The 21392-nt window shown below is 69.7% G+C and carries 20 protein-coding genes; 11 read left to right on the plus strand and 9 right to left on the minus strand.

Annotation, left to right across the window (positions count from 1 at the left end; translation table 11 throughout):
• Positions 1–32 precede the first annotated feature (32 nt).
• The gene (locus AB0N59_RS00625) at positions 33–482 is read right to left on the minus strand and encodes a GtrA family protein (protein ID WP_363477282.1); all 450 of its coding nucleotides are present in this window, start codon (positions 480–482) and stop codon (positions 33–35) included.
• 60 nt (positions 483–542) lie between these two features.
• On the opposite strand from AB0N59_RS00625, the gene AB0N59_RS00630 reads away from it, so the two are divergent.
• Positions 543–1313, plus strand: coding sequence for a glycosyltransferase family 2 protein (locus AB0N59_RS00630; RefSeq protein ID WP_363477285.1), 771 nt, complete (start codon positions 543–545; stop codon positions 1311–1313).
• The gene (locus tag AB0N59_RS00635) at positions 1310–2809 is read left to right on the plus strand and encodes a hypothetical protein (protein WP_363477288.1); all 1500 of its coding nucleotides are present in this window, start codon (positions 1310–1312) and stop codon (positions 2807–2809) included. Before AB0N59_RS00630 ends, AB0N59_RS00635 begins: the two co-directional genes overlap by 4 nt.
• Before the next feature lie 25 nt (positions 2810–2834).
• Here AB0N59_RS00635 and galE read toward each other — a convergent pair whose 3' ends face one another.
• Positions 2835–3857: a UDP-glucose 4-epimerase GalE gene (galE, locus tag AB0N59_RS00640; RefSeq protein WP_363477291.1), complete on the minus strand. Its 1023-nt coding sequence runs from the start codon at positions 3855–3857 to the stop codon at positions 2835–2837.
• Positions 3858–3934: 77 nt separating this feature from the next.
• Between galE and AB0N59_RS00645 the strand changes: the two genes are divergently transcribed.
• A complete protein-coding gene (locus tag AB0N59_RS00645; protein WP_363477294.1) occupies positions 3935–4948 on the plus strand; it encodes a hypothetical protein in 1014 nt (337 codons plus the stop codon).
• Here AB0N59_RS00645 and AB0N59_RS00650 read toward each other — a convergent pair.
• From AB0N59_RS00650 to rfbA, 3 genes are read right to left on the minus strand one after another with little or no spacing between them, the layout of a single operon-like run.
• Positions 4945–6330 carry a bifunctional dTDP-4-dehydrorhamnose 3,5-epimerase family protein/NAD(P)-dependent oxidoreductase gene (locus AB0N59_RS00650; RefSeq protein WP_363477297.1) on the minus strand — a complete coding sequence of 462 codons (1386 nt, stop codon included), beginning with the start codon at positions 6328–6330 and terminating at the stop codon, positions 4945–4947. The two genes, AB0N59_RS00645 and AB0N59_RS00650, sit on opposite strands and share 4 nt — an antisense overlap.
• 49 nt (positions 6331–6379) lie before the next feature.
• Positions 6380–7375: a dTDP-glucose 4,6-dehydratase gene (rfbB, locus tag AB0N59_RS00655; RefSeq protein WP_363477300.1), complete on the minus strand. Its 996-nt coding sequence runs from the start codon at positions 7373–7375 to the stop codon at positions 6380–6382.
• Complete coding sequence (gene rfbA / locus AB0N59_RS00660) at positions 7372–8244, minus strand: glucose-1-phosphate thymidylyltransferase RfbA (RefSeq protein ID WP_363477303.1); 873 nt, start codon at positions 8242–8244, stop codon at positions 7372–7374. Before rfbA ends, rfbB begins: the two co-directional genes overlap by 4 nt.
• Positions 8245–8315: 71 nt before the next feature.
• On the opposite strand from rfbA, the gene AB0N59_RS00665 reads away from it, so the two are divergent.
• The 4 genes from AB0N59_RS00665 to AB0N59_RS00680 all read left to right on the plus strand — a co-directional run bounded on the left by AB0N59_RS00665 (position 8316) and on the right by AB0N59_RS00680 (position 12495).
• A complete protein-coding gene (locus tag AB0N59_RS00665; RefSeq protein ID WP_363477306.1) occupies positions 8316–8972 on the plus strand; it encodes a low molecular weight phosphatase family protein in 657 nt (218 codons plus the stop codon).
• Positions 8969–9742 (plus strand): signal peptidase I, encoded by a 774-nt coding sequence (gene lepB, locus AB0N59_RS00670; protein WP_363477309.1) that lies wholly within the window; start codon positions 8969–8971, stop codon positions 9740–9742. Before AB0N59_RS00665 ends, lepB begins: the two co-directional genes overlap by 4 nt.
• Positions 9743–9944: 202 nt before the next feature.
• Positions 9945–11390, plus strand: coding sequence for a sugar transferase (locus AB0N59_RS00675; protein ID WP_363477311.1), 1446 nt, complete (start codon positions 9945–9947; stop codon positions 11388–11390).
• Positions 11391–11403: 13 nt separating this feature from the next.
• Positions 11404–12495, plus strand: a complete 1092-nt coding sequence (locus AB0N59_RS00680; protein WP_363477313.1) for a glycosyltransferase — start codon at positions 11404–11406, stop codon at positions 12493–12495.
• Between the two features lie 25 nt (positions 12496–12520).
• On the opposite strand, the gene AB0N59_RS00685 is transcribed toward AB0N59_RS00680, so the two are convergent.
• From AB0N59_RS00685 to AB0N59_RS00700, 4 genes are read right to left on the minus strand one after another with little or no spacing between them, the layout of a single operon-like run.
• On the minus strand, positions 12521–13528 hold the full coding sequence (locus AB0N59_RS00685) for a MauE/DoxX family redox-associated membrane protein (RefSeq protein ID WP_363477316.1): 1008 nt from the start codon (positions 13526–13528) through the stop codon (positions 12521–12523).
• 26 nt (positions 13529–13554) lie between these two features.
• Positions 13555–13839, minus strand: a complete 285-nt coding sequence (locus AB0N59_RS00690) for a PqqD family protein (protein ID WP_363477319.1) — start codon at positions 13837–13839, stop codon at positions 13555–13557.
• On the minus strand, positions 13836–14720 hold the full coding sequence (locus AB0N59_RS00695; protein ID WP_363477322.1) for a nucleotidyltransferase family protein: 885 nt from the start codon (positions 14718–14720) through the stop codon (positions 13836–13838). Before AB0N59_RS00695 ends, AB0N59_RS00690 begins: the two co-directional genes overlap by 4 nt.
• A 17-nt stretch (positions 14721–14737) precedes the next feature.
• Positions 14738–16003 carry a glycosyltransferase family 4 protein gene (locus AB0N59_RS00700; protein WP_363477325.1) on the minus strand — a complete coding sequence of 422 codons (1266 nt, stop codon included), beginning with the start codon at positions 16001–16003 and terminating at the stop codon, positions 14738–14740.
• A gap of 288 nt (positions 16004–16291) precedes the next feature.
• On the opposite strand from AB0N59_RS00700, the gene AB0N59_RS00705 reads away from it, so the two are divergent.
• From AB0N59_RS00705 to AB0N59_RS00720, 4 genes are read left to right on the plus strand one after another with little or no spacing between them, the layout of a single operon-like run.
• Positions 16292–18133, plus strand: coding sequence for a glycosyltransferase (locus tag AB0N59_RS00705; RefSeq protein ID WP_363477327.1), 1842 nt, complete (start codon positions 16292–16294; stop codon positions 18131–18133).
• The gene (locus AB0N59_RS00710; RefSeq protein WP_363477330.1) at positions 18133–19260 is read left to right on the plus strand and encodes a glycosyltransferase family 4 protein; all 1128 of its coding nucleotides are present in this window, start codon (positions 18133–18135) and stop codon (positions 19258–19260) included. The genes AB0N59_RS00705 and AB0N59_RS00710 overlap by 1 nt, the downstream gene beginning before the upstream one ends.
• Before the next feature lie 11 nt (positions 19261–19271).
• Entirely contained in the window at positions 19272–20288 is a 1017-nt protein-coding gene (locus AB0N59_RS00715) for a glycosyltransferase family 4 protein (protein ID WP_363477333.1), read from the plus strand.
• A complete protein-coding gene (locus tag AB0N59_RS00720) occupies positions 20285–21388 on the plus strand; it encodes a glycosyltransferase (protein WP_363477336.1) in 1104 nt (367 codons plus the stop codon). Before AB0N59_RS00715 ends, AB0N59_RS00720 begins: the two co-directional genes overlap by 4 nt.
• The last annotated feature ends 4 nt before the right edge of the window (positions 21389–21392 follow it).

Here is a 21392-nt window from a genome sequence, read left to right on the forward strand (position 1 = left end):
GACGGCCGGCGGATCTCCGCCGGCCGTCGCGATCACGGCTGCTTGGGCGGCGAGACGCGGAAGACGATGCCGTGGTACAGCGCGAATCGCACGAGAACGACGATCGCGATGCTGACCAGGTTCACGAAGTTGACGGCGAACGGGCCTGCGTCTCGGCCCAGGATCGCCGATGCCCCGAGAACGCCGAGCCACAGAAGCAGTGCGCCGAGTCCGGTGCACACCGCGTTGGTGATGAGGAAGAGCACGAGCTCGTTCACCCGGCCACGACGGTCACGGTGCTTGAAGGTCCATTCGCGGTTGCCGATGTAGGCGTTCACCAGAGCGACCAGCGATGCGATGATCTTCCCCCATACGACGTCGACCCCCATCACGTAGACGAGCAGGTTGAAGACACCGATCTCGATCAGGGTGCTGAGGGCGCCGACGACGAGGAAGCGACTTCCGACCGAGGCAAGTCGCCGCAGGCGAGAGTCATTCTTCATGGCTCAACTAGGCTACTAGCGAGTGGCACTGTACCGCTCCCGTTCACCGTGAGGATCCGCGTGTCAGTACCCCATCTCGTCATCGTGATGCCCGCCTACAACGAGGCTGAGGGCATCCGCGGTTTCATCGACGAGATCCGCGAGAACGTCGCACCGCTCACCGATCGGCTGTCGTTCGTCGTCGCCGACGACCGGTCGACGGATGCCACGGTCGCAGCGCTCTCGGGCATCGACGACGTGCGTGTCGAGCCGCAGACCGAGAATCGAGGCCACGGGCCCACCGCTCTCGCCGCGTATCGCGCGGGGCTCGCGCTCGACCCCGACCTGCTCGTGCACGTCGACGGCGACGGGCAGTTCGTCGGTCCGGACTTCGCACGCCTGGTCGGCGCCGCCCGGACGACCTCCGCCGATGTGGTCCACGGCGTGCGCCACAGCCGCACCGACCCCTGGTACCGCCGTGTCCTCACCGGGGCGGTCGGACTGATGATCGCCTCGGCCGCAGGCCGCCGGGTGCCAGACGTCAACACGCCGCTGCGCGCCTACCGGCCGGCGACACTGCGAGCACTGCTCGACGCCGCACCGGCAGAGCTTCTCGTGCCGCACGTGCACTTCTCGCTCGCCGAGGCGCGCGGCGGCTTCTCAGTTCGCTACCTGGCCGTCACGAGCATCCCGCGCCGTGGGGCGTCGACGAGCGGCACGATGTGGGGCGGCGGCGTGAAGGCGCTCGTGCCGCCGCCGCGTCTGCGACGGTTCGTCGCCGGCGCGCTCCGCGAGGCGTGGATGCTGTCGCTTCGCCCGAACGCACCGCTGCGCGGCATCCGGAAGCCGTGACGATGAAGCTCTTCCGCACCATCGCGTTCTGGACGCTGGCGGTCGGGCTGCTCGTCTGCCACCTCGTCGTGATCCAGCACAGCCTGACGGCGCGGTTCTGGGAGGATGAGGCGTTCAACCTCACCGTGCCCCTCAATCTGCTCGCAGGCCTCGGCTATTCCAGCGACGGCGCTCTCTCGGGCTCGACGATCACCCCGTTCGACGCCCGCATCTCGACGGGGCCCGTGGTGCTGCTCCCCGTCGCGGGAATGCTGCTGTTCGGCGGCGACCCGGTGATCAGCGCCCGGCTGGTTCCCGTGATGTTCTGGTTGCTGCTCATCGCCGGAATGGCGGTGCTCGGCGCTCGCGTGGGCGGCCGCTGGGCGGCTCTGGTGGGCGCCGCCGTTCCGCTGGCGTTCAACGGGCTGGGCAGCATCTCGCCGATTCAGGGTCCTGCTGATCTGCTGGGTGAGATCCCGGCTGCGGCGCTGCTGGTCTGGGCGCTGATCGCGGTGCGCAAGCGCCCCTGGCTGGCCGGCCTGCTGGTCGGGCTGGCGGTTCAGGCCAAGCTGATCGCCCTTCTGGCTCTGCCGGCGTTCGCGGTGATGATCTGGGTGGGCTCCCCCGGACGCGGCTGGGCTCGCATCGGGCAGACCTTCGTGCGCGGCTGGCTGCCGCTGGTGATGGTCGGCGTGCCGACCCTGCTCTTCGAGCTGTGGGCGCTCGTCTCCCTCGGGCTCTCCGGCTTCGTCGACCACCTGCGCCAGGTGAAGCGCTTCCTGCTGAGCGGCGGCCAGAGCGGACAGGCGACCACGGTCTCGCAGAAGCTGGAGACGCTCAGCGGCGCGTGGTTCGTGCCGAACTGGGCGGCATGGCTGACCGCGGCGATCGTCGTCGCGCTGGTCGTCGCGGGCTTGATCGAAGTCCGCCGTCGCGGACGCCTTCGACGCCGATCCCTCGCTCTGGCGCTGACCGCGGCCGTCGGCGCTCTGGCCTTCGTGGCGTGGTGGTCCACCGCCGCGCACACTCCGCTGTGGGTGCGGCATCCCGCTGTCGGCGTGCTCGCGTTCTTCCCTGCTCTGGTGATCGTCGCATGCTGGGGCGCGCACGAGCTCATGACGCCGCGCGTCTCCCGCGCCGAGTCCGCGAGCACCGCCTCCGAGCCGGTGAACGTGCGGCGCATCGCCGGAGGCGTTCTCGCAGCTGCCCTGTCGGCATCCCTCGTCTGGAGCATCTCCGGGCACGTTCAGCAGACCTTCATCCCCCGCGGCGAGACACTCGCCACTCAGCGGGCCGACGTCGCAGTCATCGCCGACTGGGTCGACGAAACCGACACCGAGTGGCTCGCCGCGGCCCCGTGGGGGGCCGCAGTCGCGCCCATCGTCATGTCAGGTGCGCACGTGGGCCTGTTCGATGCGCCGAGCATGGCGAGCACACCGCGGCTGACGGGGCAGACCTGCGACACCGAGGTGCTTGTCGAGGCCGGCCGCTACCGCGTGTGCGCGCCCACCGGGTGACGTCGGCTCACCGCTGAGCCGTCGCTCAGCCCGCCGCGTACCCGTTCGGGTTCTGCGACTGCCAGCTCCACGAGTCGCGGCAGGCGTCTTCGATCGTGCGGGTCGCGTGCCAGTCGAGCTCACGGTTCGCCTTCGTCGGATCGGCGACCGCGCGGGCGACATCGCCTGGACGCGCGGCGACGACCTCGTAGCGGATCTCCTGACCCGTGGCTGCCGTGAACGCCTTGACGATGTCGAGCACGCTCTGCCCGTCACCGGTGCCGAGGTTGTACGCCTCTACGCCGGGGCGCAGACCGTCGAGCGCCGCGAGGTGGCCCTCTGCGAGGTCCATCACGTGGATGTAGTCGCGGACGCCCGTGCCGTCGTGAGTCGGGTACTGGTCGCCGAACACGGCGAGGTGGTCACGGCGCCCGATCGCGACCTGCGACACGAAGGGCATGAGGTTGTTGGGGATTCCGGACGGGTCTTCGCCGATGCGACCGGACGGGTGCGCGCCGACCGGGTTGAAGTAGCGCAGCAGGATCGCCTCGAGCTCGGGGCGGCTGGCCTGCACGTCACGGATGATCTGCTCGTTCATCGCCTTCGTCCACCCGTACGGGTTCGTGATGCCCGTGCCGGAGGGCTGCGATTCGTCGAGGTTCAGCACGCCCTCGGCAGCGGGACTGTACACCGTGGCCGAGGAGCTGAAGACGAGCTTCGTGACGCCGTGCTCGGCCATGATGTCGAGCAGATTGAGCGTCGAGACGAGGTTGGTGCGGTAGTAGCGCGACGGCTGAGCCACCGACTCGCCGACGGCCTTGAGCCCGGCCAGGTGGATGACCGCCTCGAACTCCTCATCGCGCAGCGCCGCCGCGGAGGCCGCCTGATCGGCGAGGTCGCAGTCGATCGTGTCTACGGACCGGCCGGTCAGCTCTTCGACGCGGCCGATGGCCTCGCGCGAGCTGTTGGAGTAGTCGTCGAGGACGAGCACATCGTGCCCCGCCTCCAGCAGCACGAGAGCGACATGGGACCCGATGTAGCCGGCACCGCCGGTGAGAAGAATGCGCACGCTTCGACTTTATGGGATCGCTCCGGACATCACCTGTACCGTGAAGCGAGTGATGCGAGCCTAGGGGACGGGGACTGATGTCGGATCACGTGCATTTCTGGACCAGGCATCCTGAGGCGAGCGTCGCGTGGGACCCCGACGCCGAGCCAGGACTGCACCTGACTGCGTACGGCCACGCGTTCCTCGAGCTGTTCCAGCGCATGCTCGCCGCGGGCCTCCCCGTGTCGATCGGCGTCTCCATCCCGGCGCACGCCACCGCCGTGATCGCCTCTATGGAGGAGCTCGTCGCGCACGAGCCGCAGATCCCGGCGCGCATGCGTCTGCGGCTCGGCCTCGCGCTGTTGAGACGGGCGCTCTCCGCTTCCGCCCGGATGCCAGGGATGGTGGTCCTTCGGGTCGACACGTACCTGAGTGTGCATGCTCCGTCATTCACGACCCTCGAGGCGATGCCGACGCAGGCCAGCGTGCACCTCGGCCGTCAGCGCGTGCTGCCCCTGCTCCCGCAGCGCGGGATCCGGCCGCGAGACGCGAGCCGCGGTGACCGGCTCGAGACGGTCGCGATCAAGGCATACTCCTACAACGTTCCCGCTTGGGCGGATGCACGCTTCCGCGATGCCCTGGCCCGACTCGGCATGACGCTGCGGATCGATACCGAGCACGGCGCCCACTGGGAGGACTTCCGCGATGTCGATGTCGTGCTCTGCACGCATGCGCGCGGCGTGGATGAGCGCAGCAAGCCGCCGACGAAGCTGATCGCGGCGTGGCACGGCGCGGCGATCCCGGTATGCGGGCGCTACACCGGCTACATGGAGACGGGTGTCGACGGCGAGACGATGATGCTGGCCGACGCCGACAGCGCCGACGCGCTGCTCGCCGCGCTGCGGCGGCTCCGGGATGACCGCGAGCTGGCGTCCCATATCCGCTCGGCACTGCCCCGCGCGGCTGCCGCGCATTCCGTGGACGCTGTCCTCGACGCCAACTGGCGCGCCTTCACATCTGCACCGCCGACCAGTCGCCTCCGGCTTCTGGGCGCCCTGGCTGCAGCCGCTCCTGGCGCGACGCTGACCCGCGCGCGTCGCCTGGCGCGCTAGCCCCGCAGGTAGGCGGCCAGCGACTCGGCCGCATCGGCGGGCGTGAATCCGGTCGCCTCGATCTTCGACAGGTCGAGCACGCTCAGGGCCGGCCTGGGAGCCACCGGGCCCGCGACTCCTTCGAAATACGCGGCGGTGGTCACCGCGGTGATGCGCTCGGGGTCGTGGCCGGTGAGCCGATAGACATCGCGGGCGATGTCTGCCCAGGTCTGCGCCTCTCCCCCACTTGTCAGGTTGTACGTGCCGAAGGGAGCACCGGACTCGAGCAGGTGCCGGATGCCGCGGGCGATGTCGTCGGTGAAGGTGAGGCGTCCGGTCTGGTCGGCCACGACCGACGGGTCGACGCCGCGCTCGGCGAGGGAGGCCATGGTGGTGACGAAGTTCCTGCCGTCGCCGATGACCCACGAGGTCCGCACGATGTAATGCCGGGGCACGGTGCCGGCGGCGAGGTCACCCGCCGCCTTGCTCTGCCCGTACACACCGAGCGGAGCGATCGGGTCGTCTTCGCGGTACGCCCGACCTGACGTGCCGTCGAAGACGTAGTCGCTCGAGATGTGAACCAGGGTGATCCCGAACTCGGTAGCGATGCGGGCGAGGGATGCCACCGCCGCGGCGTTCGCGCGCCAGGCATCCGCTCGTCCTTCGGGCGTCTCCGCGAGGTCGACCGCGGTGTACCCGGCGGCGTTGACGATGGTTCCGTAGTCGCGCCAGCGACGGGCGCCGCGCAGGTCGGCGGAGCTGAGATCGAGATCCGCCCGAGTCGTGTAGTCGATGTGCGGGGCGTCTCCGTACTGTGCCCGCAGGGCGCGCCCGACCTGACCCTCGGCGCCGGTGATGAGGATGCGCTTCGGCGCGATCGGGGCGACGTCGGCAAGGCGCGGGTGAGTGCGATCCTTGTCGGAGAGCCCGGCCTCGGAGAGCGGGATCGGCCAGTCGATCGCGACGGTCTCGTCCGCGAGGTTGAGGAAGGCGTACGACGCGTCGGGCGACCAGTGGTCGTTGACGAGATAGACGTACACGGTTCCCGCTTCGAGCGTCTGGTACGCGTTCCCGACGCCGCGCGGCACGAGGATCGCTTTCGACGGGTCGAGCTCGGCGGTGAACAGGGTGCCGAATGTCGGTCCCTCACGAAGGTCGACCCACGCGCCGAAGATGCGGCCCGAGGCGATCGAGACGAACTTGTCCCACGGCTCCGCGTGGATGCCGCGCGTGGTGCCGACCGCGTCGTTGAACGCGATGTTGTTCTGCACCGGGCCGAAGTCCGGCAGGCCGGCGGCGACCATCTTCTCGCGCTGCCAGTTCTCTTTGAACCAGCCGCGGCTGTCGCCGTGCACGGCAAGGTCGACCAGCAGCAGCCCGGGGATCGGCGTGTCGTGGATCACTTGCTTCCTCCCGGTTCCTGAGCGACGAGACGAACGACGTGGATCACCGTCATTGACCCTTCGACGCGTAGAACGCCTCCGTGGCGTCCTTGGCGGGCGCCCACCAGGCCTCGTTCTCGCGGTACCAGTCGATCGTGGCGGCGAGCCCCGCCTCGAAGTCGGCGTACTGCGGCATCCAGCCCAGCTCATCGCGCAGCCGCGTCGAGTCGATCGCGTAGCGAAGGTCGTGACCGGCGCGATCGGTCACATGGTCATAGGCGTCCGCCGGCTGACCCATCAGGCTGAGGATCAGCTCGATGACGGTCCTGTTGTCCTTCTCACCGTCGGCGCCGATCAGGTAGGTCTCGCCGATGCGCCCCTTCTCGAGGATCGTCAGCACGGCTGACGAGTGGTCGTCGGCGTGGATCCAGTCGCGCACATTGAGCCCCGCACCGTACAGCTTCGGTCGGATGCCGCGGATCACGTTCGTGATCTGCCGGGGGATGAACTTCTCGACGTGCTGGTACGGACCGTAGTTGTTCGAGCAGTTCGACAGCGTCGCCTGCACCCCGAACGAGCGCACCCATGCGCGCACGAGCAGATCCGACCCCGCCTTGGTCGACGAGTAGGGCGACGAAGGGTTGTACGGCGTGGTCTCGGTGAACCGCGCGGGGTCGTCGAGCTCGAGGTCTCCGTACACCTCGTCGGTCGAGATGTGATGGAAGCGCACGCCGTGCGCACGCACCGCTTCGAGCAGCGTGTACGTGCCGACGATGTTCGTCTCGATGAAGGGGCGCGGGTCGTGCAGCGAGTTGTCGTTGTGCGACTCGGCGGCGTAGTGCACCACGGCATCCGTGTCGGCGACGAGCGAGTCGACCAGCTCCGGATCGGCGATGTCGCCCTGCACGAAGCGCACACGGCTCTCGGGCAGTCCGTCGAGCGAAGCGCGATTGCCCGCATAGGTCAGCTTGTCGAGCACGGTCACGTGATGGTCGGTGTGCTCCACCACGTGGTGGACGAAGTTCGACCCGATGAAGCCGGCGCCTCCCGTGACCAGGAGTCTCATCGCTCACCCCTCTCCAGCAGCTCCAGCAGGTACGACCCGTAACCCGACTTCACCAGCTTCTCAGCGCACGCGCGCAGCTCGTCGTCCGAGAGGTACCCCTGCCGCCACGCGACCTCTTCGGGCGCGCCGATCTTCATGCCGGTGCGGCGCTCCATGGTGCGCACGTAGTCCGAGGCATCGGTCATCTGGTCGAACGTGCCCGTGTCGAGCCAGGCGGTGCCGCGCGGCAGCACCTCGACCTGCAGCTTGCCGCGACGCAGGTACTCGCGGTTCACGTCGGTGATCTCGTACTCGCCGCGCGCACTGGGCTCGAGCCCGCGCGCGATCTCGACGACGTCGTTGTCGTAGAAGTACAGTCCTGGCACCGCGAAGTTGCTCTTGGGCGCGGCGGGCTTCTCCTCGAGCGAGACCGCCTGACCCCCGGCGTCGAATTCGACCACGCCGTACGCGCTCGGCTCTGCGACCCAGTACGCGAAGACCGCGCCGCCGTCGATCTGCGAGAAGCGCTTCAGCTGCGTGCCGAGGCCGGGGCCGTAGAGCAGGTTGTCGCCCAGCACGAGGGCGACGCTGTCGTCGCCGATGAAGTCGGCGCCGATGGTGAAGGCCTGCGCGAGTCCGTCGGGCGAGGGCTGCTGCGCGAACGACAAGCGGATGCCGAACTGCGACCCGTCGCCCAGCAGACGCTCGAAATGCGCGGCATCGTGCGGGGTCGTGATCACCAGGATGTCGTCGATGCCCGCGAGCATCAGCGTCGACAGCGGGTAGTAGATCATCGGCTTGTCGTACACCGGCACCAGCTGCTTCGAGACGCCCAACGTGATCGGATGCAGCCGCGTGCCCGATCCCCCAGCGAGAATGATCCCCTTCACGCTGACATCGTCGCACAGACGACCCTCGCGCCCACGTCTTCCTCGTGCGAACCCCGCTTATGCTGAGTCGCATGTCCGCTGCATCCTCGCCCGCTCCGCGTCGTGCTCAGACGCGCCGCGAGCGCCGCCGGATGGCCGCAGGGGCTGTGCCTCGCATCCTCACCGTCTGCACGGGGAACATCTGCCGCTCTCCTCTGGCCGAGGCGCTGCTGCGGGAGCGGCTGAGAGGCCTGCCCGTAGAGGTGCACAGCGCCGGCACCCACGCGCTGGTCGGACATGGCATGACGACGCAGACGCTCGAGCTCGCTGCGCACGCGGGAGTCGACGCCTCCATCGCTCAGGCGCACCGCGCCCGCTACCTCGTCGAGCCCATGCTCATGGAGGCCGACCTGGTGCTCACCATGACCCGCGAGCACCGCGACGTCGCGCTGCAGATGACCCCTGGCAAGCTGCGTCACGTCGTGCCGGTGCGCGAGTTCGCCCGGCTCGCCGAAGCCGTGCCCGACGAGCGAATCCTCGCCGCTGCCGCCGAGGGAGGGGATGTGCCGGCCGAGCGGGTGCGCCAGGCGGTCGCCGCCATCACCCGCACGCGCACCGCGGCGGCGACCTCTGACGACGACGTGATCGACCCCTTTCGTCAGTCGTCGAAGGTCTACGAGCAGGCTGCAGCCGAGCTGCTGCCTGCGGTGACCCAGGTCGAACGCGTCATCCGGTTGGCCCTGGGATGAGCGCGTCGGCTCCGGATGCCGGTCGGCCCGTCTCGGAGAAGAGGCACGCCGCCGATCCGGACGCCCCGGGCCCCGACGTCGCGACGACGCCGCTCTGGCGACGCATCACGGGCAGCTTCTGGTTCCACCTGTTCGCGGCCTTCGCCGTCACCGGGCTGCTGCTCACCTTCGTCGCGAAGCCGTACGTCGTGCCGTCCGGCTCCATGGAGCAGACGCTGCAGGTCGGAGACCGGGTGCTGGTCGACCGGCTCGCGTACGGAATGGGTGACCCCCGACGGGGGGATGTGATCGTCTTCGACGCCGGAACCGAGTGGGACACCGGAGCACAGCCGGACGAGCCGCCCCTCACCGCCTTCCTGCGCTGGGTCGGCGAGACGACGGGATTCGGCCCTTCGGGCCGGCATACCCTGGTGAAGCGCGTGATCGGCACGCCGGGCGAGAAGGTCGCATGCTGCTCTCCGCAGGGCGAGATCATGGTCGACGGCGAACCGATCGACGAGCCGTACGTCTACGAGGATCTGCCCTTCGACCAGGGGGTTCTCGACTGCACGACGACCCCCCGCTCGACGCGATGCTTCGACGAGGTCACCGTGCCCGAGGGTCGTTACCTGATGCTCGGCGACCATCGTTCGAACTCGGCCGATTCGGCGATCGAATGCCGGATCGTCGGCGCGGATCGCGACTGCTGGCGATGGGCGGAGCGCGACGGGATCGTCGGTCGCGTCGGGGCCATACTGTGGCCGATCCCCCGCTGGTCCGCCGTGCACTGATCCGTCGTCAGAATCCACCTATCGGCCCTCTACGCGGGTGGGTATACTCCGAATGTCACCGTCGCGCATGACTCGAATGCGGGGACGGCGACACGGGCACCGATGACTGGGGAGTTACCGGTGTGCGTATCGACTGGGGATGGGGTACGTCAGTGGGGAACATTCAAGCGATCGTGTCGCGGGGTGCGAGATGGTGAGCTTCATGTCGCTGATCCGCGCGCCGCGGGCAGAGACATGGCTTCGGTCCTTCGCGGGGCGCCTGCGGTTCACCGACACCGTCATCGTCGTCGCCACGGTGTTCACGGCGCAGACTCTGCGCTTCGGCCTGACAGCCGAAGACGTGCTGCCCAACGTGGGCACGGCCCTCGAGATCGACATCGCGTACACGGGCGTCTCGGTCGTCGTCGCGCTCGGCTGGCTGGCCGCACTGTCGATCTACGGCACTCGCGACACGAAGGTGATCGGCAACGGCACCAGCGAGTACCGTCGGGTCGCCGACGCGAGCCTGCGGTTCTTCGGCATGCTGGCGATCCTCGCCTTCGTCTTCAAGCTGCAGATCGCTCGCGGCTACCTGCTGCTCGCACTCCCGATCGGCATCTTCCTGCTGCTGGTGAGCAGGTGGCTGTGGCGGAACTGGCTGGCCGCCCGACGCGAAGAGGGCGGCTTCGTCCGACGCGCTCTCGTCATCGGCGAGCACGACAAGGCCAGGCACGTCGCCGAGCAGATCGTCCGCGAGCCCGGCTCGGGCATCCTCGTGGTCGGTGCCCTGACCGACTCCTTCCACGACGAGGTGATCCCCGGCGTCCCGAGGATCGGCGGCTTCGACGACGTCTCCTCGACGATCTCCGGCATCGGCGCCGACACCGTCGTCTTCGCGGGAAGCGACTCCATCTCGCCCGCCCGCCTGCGCGAGATGGGCTGGGACCTCGAGGCCCGCCGGGTCGACCTGATCGTGGCGCCCGCGCTGACCGACATCGCCGGTCCTCGCATCCACGCCCGCCAGGTCGCAGGCCTTCCCCTCATCCACGTCGACTACCCGTCGTTCACGGGTGTCCGGTACGCGACGAAGCGCGCGTTCGACGTCGTCGTCAGTGCCACGCTGCTGCTTCTGCTCAGCCCGGTCATGGCCATGATCGCGATGCTCGTGCGAACCGACGGCAGCCCCGCCCTGTTCCGCCAGCAGCGGGTCGGCCATGGCGGTCGCGACTTCGCGATGATCAAGTTCCGCTCGATGACGGCGAACGCCGAACACCACCTGGCCAGCCTGCTCGACCAGAACGAGGGCAACGGCGTGCTGTTCAAGATGAAGGACGACCCGCGCATCACCAAGATCGGCAAGGTTCTGCGCCGGTACAGTCTCGACGAGCTGCCCCAGCTGTGGAACGTGCTGCGCGGCGACATGTCGCTTGTGGGTCCTCGCCCGCCGCTGGCCAGCGAAGTCGCCCACTACGGCGACTGGATGCGCCGCCGCTTCCTCGTGAAGCCGGGCATCACGGGGCTGTGGCAGGTGAGCGGCCGGAGCAACCTGTCGTGGGATGAGAGCGTGCGCCTCGACCTCTACTACGTTGAGAACTGGTCTCTCACGACCGACTTCCTGCTGCTGTGGCGCACCGTTCGTGCGGTGACGAAGGCTGACGGCGCGTATTGAGAGGAATCCGCCGATGACAGGCGCCATCGTCCACGAGTGGCTGGAGCGCTTCGGCGGAGCCGAGAACGTCGTCGAGAGACTGACCGGGCTGTTCCCGGATGCGCGGCTGCACGCCCTCTGGAACGACGCACCCGACCGGTTCCCGCCCGAGGGTGTCTCCGAGACCTGGCTCGCGCGCACGCCGCTGCGCCGCCGCAAGGCCCTGGCCCTGCCGCTGGAGCCCCTCACCTGGCGGCACCTCGGCCCCAGCGAAGCGGAGTGGGTGCTGTGCAGCTCTCATCTGTTCGCTCACCACGCGCGGTTCTCCGGCCCTGCACGCCGGGCACCGAAGTACGTGTACGTGCACACGCCGGCACGATACATCTGGAGCCCAGAGCTCGACGAGCGGGGTCGGTCGCTCCCTGTGCGGATGGCGTCTCCCCCGCTGCGCAGCGTCGACCGACGTCGCGCGCACGAGGCGCATTCGGTCGTCGCGAACAGCGAAGCGGTGCGCGAGCGCATCCAGCGGCATTGGGGCGTCGACGCCGGCGTGATCCATCCGCCGGTCGAGGTCGATCGGTTCACCGGCGAGTACGAGCTGGACGAACCGGATGCCGCGGCGCTGGCGGCACTGCCGTCGGAGTACCTGCTCGGAGCATCGCGCTTCGTCTCGTACAAGCGACTCGACCTCGTGATCCGCTCGGGGGTCGCCGCCGGGCTGCCCGTGGTGCTCGCAGGCGACGGGCCCGAGAGCGATGCGCTGGCGCGGCTCGCGGCCGACCTCGGCGCCCAGGTGCACTTCGTGTCGCGGCCGTCGCATGCGCTCCTCGTGGCGCTGTTCCGCCGCAGCGTGGCATTCGTGTTCCCGGCGGTCGAGGACTTCGGGATCATGCCCGTCGAGGCGATGGCGACCGGCACCCCGGTGATCGCCCGCGACGTGGGCGGCACGGCGGAGACCGTGCTCGACGGGGTGTCTGGCGCACTCGTTCCCGACTTCTCCGAGACGACGGTGCGCGAGGCCGTCGACCGCGTGCGCGGCCTGCCTGCAGACGGCATCGTCGCGCGCGCTCGTCAGTTCGACGCGACGGTCTTCGACCGCCGCATCCGCGAGTGGCTGCCCGCCTGACTCCTGCAGACGGGCCAGGGAGCACTCAGGCGGGCGGGCGCTCGCCGTGCAGGCTCTCGTAGACGTCGCCGATGAACTCGCTGATGGCGTCGGCGCCGGTCACCGGGCCGCCCGCGAGCATGCCGTCCATGCCGAACAGCACGGCCGACGGAGTGGATACGTAGCCGAGCGACGGAGCGACCCGGCGGTCGGGGTCGTGCATCGACATCGGGTGAGCCTGCTCGGCTATCTCGGTCTCGTCCGGCGCCGCCGTCATGATCAGGCGGATGTCGAGCTCGGGCAGCAGTTCACGCCACCGCTCGCGGCTCTCGATCGTGCTCGTGCACGAGCTGCAGGTCGCGCTGACGGCGAGCATCAGCATCGGGCGGGCCGAGCTCAGTTCGCGCAGGGTCTGCGTCGACCCGTCGGCCATGGTCACAGGGACCGCCGGGGTGATCGAGCGGATGTAGTCGAGTTCTCCCTCAGCCCCGACGCCGTCGCCGACACCGGATGCCTGTGGCGCGGCGGCCACGGCATCCGCCGGCTCGGGCCACATCACCAGCGCGACCGTACCGGCCGCGGCCAGCACCACCAGCAGCCACTCCCATCCATCTCGGCCGAGGGCCGCCAACGGTCCGCCGAGTACCGGCAGGGCCCACGATGCCGCGAACGCGAGCGCACCCAGCATGCTCAGCCACGCGTTGCGGGCTACGGTCGCCGCAGTGATCTTCTTCGTACTGCCGAAGCACGCGCACGATGCATCAGGGGTCGCGCGTCGCGCGCGCGAGACGAGCACGAGATACGCCACCATCAGCAGTGTGGCCGCCAGCGCGGCGAGTGCTCCGATCCAGCCCCCTGTCACGAGCAGCACGATGCCGAGCAGCAGCTCGCCCCACGGATGGGCCGTGGCGATCCACTGCCGCCGAAGAGCCGTGGGCACACCGAGCTGATCGAACTCCGTCAGGTCGGCCGGGTTGCGCAGCTTAAGCGCGCCGCTGGCGATGAGCACGCCGCCGAGCAGCAGAGCGGGGCCGATGAGCAGGGCTGAGATCACGTCCCCATGCTATTCCGCGAGGGGACTCAGGGGACGTCCTCGGCCGCCGCGGACGCGACCAGAAGACCCCTGGCGACGAGGTCGTCGAGGAATGCATGGATGTACTGCGCGATGGCATCCGGCTTCTCGCCCGTCGCCTCGGCGACAGTCGCGATGACGTCGGCGCGCGACCCGGTGCCGGCCGATCGCCAGATCAGCGCCGACACCTCGTCGAGCGCGATGATCGGTCCGTCCGGCAGGCGGGCGACGTAGAGCTCAGCGCCGGCGTCGAAGACGCCGCAGAGCGGATGCGGGCGCAGCACGGCGGTCATCGCCGTCCGGCTTTCCGAGCCACCAGTGCCGCACCTTCTCGCAGCCCCCGAACCGTCCTCATGAAGAACTCCCCCAGCACTTCCTTCCCTCGCGGCACGTGGCCGAGCCGGCGGGTGAGCCGATCGGTGTTGACCAGCGGCGCCTGCGCCGCCACGCGCAGGCTGCCCCGCAGCGTCGGCTGGGCGACGATCCGGGCCCACCACTCCACGATCCGGGGTCCGCCGTTCACCGTGACCTTCCACAGCAGGTGCTCGCGGTGCCGGCGGTAGCGGTCGAGGTCGCCCGTGAGCGCGGCGACGGCCACCTGTGCGCGCAGCTGGGCGACGAGGCGTCGCATGCGCTGCTGGCCGCCGTCATCGAGAGACATCCAGGCCTCGGGAACCGTCCCGCGGTTCCGGGCGGCGTTGAGCACGAGGATGAGCAGCTGCGCGTCGATGCTCGGCGTGAGGATCTCGACGCCGCACATGTCGCGGCGCGCACGATCGCGCCAGAGATGCTCGAACGCGGCCTGATCCGGTAGACCGATGCCGGGAAAGCGCCGATGCAGGTCGAGATGACCCCACACGGGGTGGCTGTACGTCTGGGCATGCTCGAACGATGACCCGAAGCGGAAAGTGCTGTACACGGTCCAGCCGTGGGCCAGCAGGTCGCGGTGCAGGGCGGGGATGGCAGCGGGATCGGCCATGACGTCGACATCCGATCCCGGTCGTGCAGCAGGCCGCAGCGTCGGATCGACGACGTCGCCCTTGATGTGCAGCAGGCGCGCGCCGACGCCGTCGGCGATGACCTGCACAGCGGCGCGCGCGAGGTCGAGTCGCGCTCGCCCTGGGACAGCCGGTACCGAGCGCGCTTCGGGTGCACCCGGCGCGGAGTCGATCACGCCGTCAGCCTAGACGATCAGCTGGTCCGTGCTCCCGCAACCCGGATGGCCCGGAAAGCCGCGAGGGGACGCGCCGTCTGGAACGGGATCGTCACGACCGGGCTGAGCTCCCTCTCGGCGATGCGTCCGCCGTCGGTCGCACCGATCACATCGCGATACAGGTGAGCGTGGATCGCGGCGATCTCGGTGTCGTCGAGCAGCCCTGGCGTGGATCGCGCGGCCCGGCCCAGACGCAGCCGCAGCTCGGGGTCGTCGGCAAGACGACGAAGTGCCTCGGCGAGCGCACCTGGATCGCGCGGTGCCACACGAAGTCCGTTCTGCTCGTGACGCACCCACTCGACCGGGCCGCCCTCGTCGGCGGTGACCAGAGCCGTGCCCGCCGCGAGGCACTGCAGCACGTTCTGTCCGAGCGGCTCCGGCCTCATCGAGTACTGCACCGTGACGCTCCACGTGGCGAGCAGCGACGCGATGTCGTCGACGTGGCCGAGGAAATTGACCCGATCCGCCACCCCGAGTTCTGCAGCGCGGCCCTTCAGCTGAGCGATGAAGGCGTCGTGCTCGAACAGCCCCGCGCCGGCGAGGTCGAGTTCGACGTCCCCGTCGGGGAAGGCCTGGGCGAATGCCTCGATGAGGGGGAGCTGACCCTTCCACGGGTCGAGGCGCGCGAGCATCCCGATGCGCAGGGGCTGGCCCTCGGTGCGCGGCAGCGCGCGCAGACGTTCCAGTCCGGACGGGCTGGGGATGACGGCGCTCACCGCGTCATCGCGCAGGAACGAAGCGGCGGTGGCGAGCGTGCCGTTCGAGTTCGCGACGATGCCGTCAGCCCGCGGAAGCACGAGGTTCGTCATCATCCGGTAGCCGAACGAGCCGAGCGCCTCGGGGGTGATGTGATCGCGCAGGTGCACGACGAACGGACGAGCCGTGCCGAGCACGGCGAGAGCGCCGTACGCGGCGGCCCGCGTGGAGTTGGCGACGACGAGATCGCTGTCTCGTACGCGACGATGCCACCGGGTGACTGCGGCCTGCACGAGCAATCGCACGGCGAGCCCGATCACCCGCAGCGGTCCGCCCGAACTCGCCCCGGCCAGCTGGCGTACGCCGCGCACGGAGCGCCAGCTCACTCCCGCGAAGATGTCCTCATCTTCCCGCGCGGGAACGAGCAGGCTCGCCTGCCAGTCGGTCTCGGCGTCGAGCAGGCGCTTGAGCGCGAGCTCTGCGCCCCCTGCCGCCGTGGTGTGCGCGAGGTGCACGATTTTCGGACTCGCGAAACGCGAAGCATCCATCCCCAGATTCCCCAGCAATCCCCAGATTCACGGCTCCCAGTTGCCGCGCCCCCTGAACCTCCTCGACGGACGTTTCCCGACGTCTGTCAAGTGTCACCTCAGGCACCAGGGAGTAGCGCCTGCGGTCTATTGTTGTTCGTAGCCTACAGGGGAGTCGGGTTGCGTGTACTAAGAATTTCCCACAGCGCGACGGTGAGGCCCTGGCGCGAACGGGAAAGGGCGCTGCGGGGTCGGGGTGACGATGTCGAGCTCGTCACGGCCCGACGTTGGCACGCCGGCGGCGCGGAGGTGCGCCTCGACGACGCCGAGCCCTGGGTGCGACCGGCATCGACGCTCGGCCGGCATCCGGCGCTCTTCCTTTACTCTCCCGTCCCGCTGTGGCGAGCGCTCGGCGAGCAGTGGGACGTCATCGACATCCACGAGGAGCCGTTCGCGCTCGCGACCGCCGAAGTGCTGCTTCTTCGGGCGCTGCGCCGGCAGCGAGCGCCTTTCGCCCTCTATTCGGCGCAGAACCTCCGCAAGCGCTACCCCGCGCCGTTCCGCTGGTTCGAGCGGGCGGCTCTGCGCACCGCCGCCGCGCTCTCCGTCTGCAACAGCGAGGCAGGCGCGATCTGCGTCGAGAAGGGCTTCTCCGGCCGCCCTCGGGTGATCCCGCTCGGAGTCGAGACGACGGGAGGGCCCGAGAAGCGCCGCCCGAGCGCTGATGACGGCCGGACAGTGGTCGGGTTCGTCGGCAGGCTGGTCGAGGAGAAGGGCATCCAGGTGCTGCTCGACGCGGTCGCCGCGTTCCCTCAGCTGTGGGCTCGCTTCGCCGGGGCGGGTCCTCTCGCGTCCGAGATCACCCAGCGCAGCCGGATGCTGGGCATCGCCGACCGCGTCGAGCTGGTCGGTCCGGTGTCGCCCGAGCGGATGCCCCAGTTCTATGCCTCGCTCGACGTCGTGGCCGTGCCGAGCGTGCCGACCTCGAGCTGGACCGAGCAGTTCGGTCGCGTCGCCGTCGAGGCGATGGCCGCCGGGGTGCCCGTCGTCGCGAGCGATGCGGGCGCTCTGCCCGAAGTGGTCGGCAGCGCGGGGCTCGTGGTGCCGCGCGGAGACGCCGAGGCGCTCGGCGCTGCCCTGGTGAGAGCCTCCGGCCCCGAACGGGAGCGGCTGCGGGCCGCCGGCCTGCTGCGCGCCGAGGAGTGCTCTTGGCGCGCGGTGGCCGATCGCTATCGCGAGCTGTACCGCGCGGCTGCCCGGATGACGGCGGCATCCGACCGTGCACTCGAGATCATCGTGGTCGCCTTCGGCTCACCCGGCATGCTGCGTCGCGCTCTCGAGCCGGTCGCGAACCTGCCCCTCACGGTCATCGACAACTCCTCGCTCGCCGAGATCGGCGAGCTGTGTGCGGAACTCGGCGTGCGGTACATCGACGCAGGCGCCAACCTCGGCTTCGGCGCGGCCGTCAACCGGGTGCTGGGCGATCGTCTCGAGCCGGATGCCGATGTGCTGCTGCTGAATCCGGATGCCGTGATCGCCGAGTCCGACGTGAGGGAGCTGCAACGCGCGCTGCACGCCGACCCGCGCCTGGCGAGCATCGGGCCCCGGCAGGTCGACGGCGCAGGGCATCGTGCGCGCGTGCGCTGGCCGTTTCCGTCGCCCGCCGGCGCGTGGTTGGATGCTGCCGGACTCGGGCGGCTGCGATCCGACCGCGACGGCTTCGTGATCGGATCGGTTCTGCTGCTTCGCGCGGAGGCGCTCGACCAGCTGGGCGGATTCGACGAGCGATTCTTCCTCTACGCGGAGGAGACCGACTGGGCGTACCGCGCACGCCTCGTGGGGTGGCGGCACGGCGTCGCCGACGAGGTCGAGGCGCTGCACGTCGGGGCAGGCACGAGCAGCGATCCTCGGCGACGCGAAGCTCTGTTCTTCGCATCACAGGAGCGCTTCTTCCGCAAGCACTTCGGCGCCGTCGGGTGGGCGTCGGCGCGCGCTGCCGGCTGGCTCGGCGCCGCCGCCCGATCGATCCTGCTGCGCGGCGAACGCGGCCGAAAGGCGCGAAGAAGAGCGGCGCTGTACCGGCTCGGACCGGTGCGCGTCGAACAGCGGTTCCGGGCCGAGCCGACTGAGGTCGAGCGGATGGTGGTCTGATGCACATCGTGCAGATCGTGCCGACGATCGGCTCGGGTTCGGGTGTCGGAGGCAGTGCCATGCGTCTGTCGGAGGAGCTGCGTCGCCTCGGCCATCGCGTCGAGACGTTCACCGCCGACATGGCCCGCGGCCACGGTCGCGCTCGACCGCGGACGCTGCTGATGCACCGCCTCTCGCGGGTCTGGTACGCGGTCGAGTTCTCGATCGCGGGAACGCGAAAGGCCAGGCGATTCCTCGCGGAGCGCCCCGGAGCCGTGTCCATCTGCCACAACGCCGTGATGGCGGGCGACGTGTACGTCAATCACGGCATCGTGTTCTCGTCGATGCGGGCGCGAGGCGACGCCTTCTGGCGAATGGTGCGCAATCCCCTGCACTCCTTCACCTTCGTGCGCGATCGCATCCGGTATCGAGGGCACACGCATCTCGCGATCGTCGCTCTGACCGACGACGAGGTCGATGAGCTTTCGCGCGTGTACGGCAGGGTCGCGCCGCCCGTCACCGTGATCCCGCATGGGGTGGATCTCGAGCGCTTCCGCCCGCCGGACGCCGCGGAGAGGTCGTCGGCGCGCGCCGCTCTGAAGCTCGATGAGGAGCACCGAGTGGCGCTGTTCGTCGGGCACGAGTTCGAGCGCAAGGGCGTCGGCGAGGCGATTGATGCACTCGTGCACGCTCCGACCGTGCTGCTGCTCGTGGTCGGCGGCTATGCGTCGGCCATCGAGAGGATGCACCGTCGCGCCGCAGCCGCCGGTGTAGCCCACCGCGTCCTGTTCGCGGGCCCGCAGACAGATCTGCCGCGGTTCTTCGCCGCAGCCGACCTCTTCCTGTTCCCCAGCCACTACGAGTCGTTCGGTCTCGTGATCACCGAGGCGCTCGCGAGCGGCATCCCGGTGATCGCGACCCGTACGGGATGCGCGAGCGACCTGATCGACGATGGCGTGAACGGATACCTCGTGGATCGGGATCCGGCGATGATCGGCCACGCGCTCGAGCGCATCGCGGCCACGGAGGTGGATGAGTGGCGCGAGCGCTGCCGGGCGAGCGTCATGCACCTCACCTGGCGGGCGACGGCAGAGCGGTACGTCGCGCTGCTGCGCGAGGTCGCTCCTGAGCGGGCGGGAGCGGCATGAGGATTCTGCATGTGACGGTCTCCGATCGGTTCGCGGGCGTGGAGCAGTTCGTCCGCCGGCTGGCTGCGATCCAGGCCGCCGACGGGCACGAGGTCTTCGTCGCGGGCGGTGACGCCCGGCGAATGACAGCGCCGCTGAGGGAAGCGGGGGTGAGCTTCACTCCGGCCAGGAGCCTGCGGGAGGCGCTCACCGCGATCCGGTCGGCGGACGTCGACGTGGTCAACTCGCACATGACCGCGGCCGATACCGCAGCGGTGGTCGCGAGACTCGTCACGCGTCGCGGCCCGGCGCTGGTCTCGACCCGGCATTTCGCGCTGCGACGCGGGTCGAGGGGTCCGTCGATCGCCTACCGCGCCGTCGAGCGTCTGCTCGACGCCGAGATCTCGATCAGCCGGGCCGTCGCCGAGTCGATCGGGGTGCCGTCGACCATCGTGCATCCCGGCGTCGATCCGGTCGAGGTGGGCGAGTCGGATCGAGAGCGCACCGTGCTCATGGCGCAGCGGCTGCAGCCCGAGAAGGACACCGCTGTGGGCGTGCGCGCCTTCGCCGCGTCGGGCCTCGCCGCCGCGGGCTGGCGACTCGAGATCGCCGGCACCGGTCCGCAGGAGGAGTCGCTGCGAGCGCTCGCGGACGATCTGGGGCTCGGCGATGCGGTCGCGTTCCGAGGTTTCCGTGACGACCTCCCCGAGCTCATGCGCTCAGCCGGCATGCTGCTCGCGACGTCGCCCTTCGAGCACTTCGGTCTCACGGTGCTCGAGGCGATGGCATCCGGCCTTCCGGTCGTCGCCAGCGATGCCGGCGGCCACTCCGAGATGCTGCGTCCGCTCGCAGACGCGGCACTGTACCCGCCCGGCGACCCTGTCGACGCGGCCGCACTGCTCTCCGCCCTATCGGCCGACGCACCGCGGCGTGCACGACTGGGCGAGGCGCAGCGGAGGCGCCAGCTCGAGGCATTCACGCTGCGGGCGCAGGCGGATGCGACCGAGTCCGTGTACCGGGGTGCGATCGCGCAGCGAGGTGGGAGATGACCGATCTCGTCGTGATGTCGCTCGAGCCGTGGGACGAGGTGTGGCGCCGCAACCAGTACCTCATCGCCGGTCTGCTCGCTCAGGACCCGGCCCTGCGGGTGCTGTTCGTCGAGCCCCCCGATGATCCGATCCATGCCCTGCGTCGACGCCGGATGCCGGGATTCGGCCACGGCGTGCATCAGGTGGCGGACCGCCTGTGGACCCTTCGCCCGCTCAAGGCGCTGCCGCGACGACTGGACCCGGGCGCTGACGAGCGGAGAGCCGGGAAGGTGATCGCAGCAGCCTCGCGGCTGATGATGCAGCGGCCGATCCTCTGGGTGAACGATCCGGCGTCGGCGACGGTGGCCCGCCTGTCGGGATGGACTTCGCTCTACGACATGACCGACGACTGGCTCGAAGCCAACCGCCCCGACTCCGAGCGGGCGCGCGTCGCCGAAGGCGAGGCCTGGCTTATGCGCAACGCCGGCGCGGTCATGGCGTGCTCACCCGAGCTGATCCGCCGCAAGAGCGATCAGCGCGACCACATCGCGCTCGTCCGGAACGCCGTCGATCTGACCCGCTACCGCATGCCCGCCGAGCGGCCGCGCGATCTTCCCGCCGGTCGGGTCGCCCTCTACGCGGGCACCCTGCACCGCGACCGTCTCGATGTCGACCTGTGCGTGCTCACCGCCAGATCGCTCGGCGACGAGGGAACGCTGGTGCTCGTCGGACCGAACGCCCTGCCCGCCTCCGACTCGACGTCGCTGCTCGCCGCCGGTGTGGTGCTGCTGGGAGCGAAGTCGCGCGATGAGATCCCTGCGTATCTGCAGCATGCGGACGCCCTGGTCGTGCCGCACGTGGTGACGGCATTCACCGAGAGCCTCGACCCGCTCAAGCTCTACGAGTATCGAGCGGTGGGCCGCCCCGTGGTGTCGACGCCGGTCGCCGGATTCCGGGATGATCCGTCGTCGATCGTAGGCACGAGCGAGCATTTCGCCGAGGCGGTCGCGACGGCGGTGCGCACGTCGCGACCTTTCCCTGCGGGAGCCGACGGCACCGCCGACGACTGGTCCGATCGGGTGCACCAGGTCGCACGGGTGCTGCAGGGCCTCGCACCCTGACAAC

The sequence above is a fragment of the Microbacterium sp. NPDC089321 genome (genome assembly GCF_040684935.1).
In the GTDB taxonomy this organism is placed as follows: domain Bacteria; phylum Actinomycetota; class Actinomycetes; order Actinomycetales; family Microbacteriaceae; genus Microbacterium.

Bases quoted from the DNA above. Each gene is read 5' to 3' on its own strand.
- AB0N59_RS00625 (WP_363477282.1), bottom strand. From the start codon at position 482: ATGAAGAATGACTCTCGCCTGCGGCGACTTGCCTCGGTCGGAAGTCGC.
- AB0N59_RS00645 (WP_363477294.1), top strand. From the start codon at position 3,935: ATGTCGGATCACGTGCATTTCTGGACCAGGCATCCTGAGGCGAGCGTC.
- rfbB (WP_363477300.1), bottom strand. From the start codon at position 7,375: ATGAGACTCCTGGTCACGGGAGGCGCCGGCTTCATCGGGTCGAACTTC.
- AB0N59_RS00665 (WP_363477306.1), top strand. From the start codon at position 8,316: ATGTCCGCTGCATCCTCGCCCGCTCCGCGTCGTGCTCAGACGCGCCGC.
- lepB (WP_363477309.1), top strand. From the start codon at position 8,969: ATGAGCGCGTCGGCTCCGGATGCCGGTCGGCCCGTCTCGGAGAAGAGG.
- AB0N59_RS00675 (WP_363477311.1), top strand. From the start codon at position 9,945: ATGTCGCTGATCCGCGCGCCGCGGGCAGAGACATGGCTTCGGTCCTTC.
- AB0N59_RS00680 (WP_363477313.1), top strand. From the start codon at position 11,404: ATGACAGGCGCCATCGTCCACGAGTGGCTGGAGCGCTTCGGCGGAGCC.
- AB0N59_RS00690 (WP_363477319.1), bottom strand. From the start codon at position 13,839: ATGACCGCCGTGCTGCGCCCGCATCCGCTCTGCGGCGTCTTCGACGCC.
- AB0N59_RS00700 (WP_363477325.1), bottom strand. From the start codon at position 16,003: ATGGATGCTTCGCGTTTCGCGAGTCCGAAAATCGTGCACCTCGCGCAC.
- AB0N59_RS00710 (WP_363477330.1), top strand. From the start codon at position 18,133: ATGCACATCGTGCAGATCGTGCCGACGATCGGCTCGGGTTCGGGTGTC.
- AB0N59_RS00720 (WP_363477336.1), top strand. From the start codon at position 20,285: ATGACCGATCTCGTCGTGATGTCGCTCGAGCCGTGGGACGAGGTGTGG.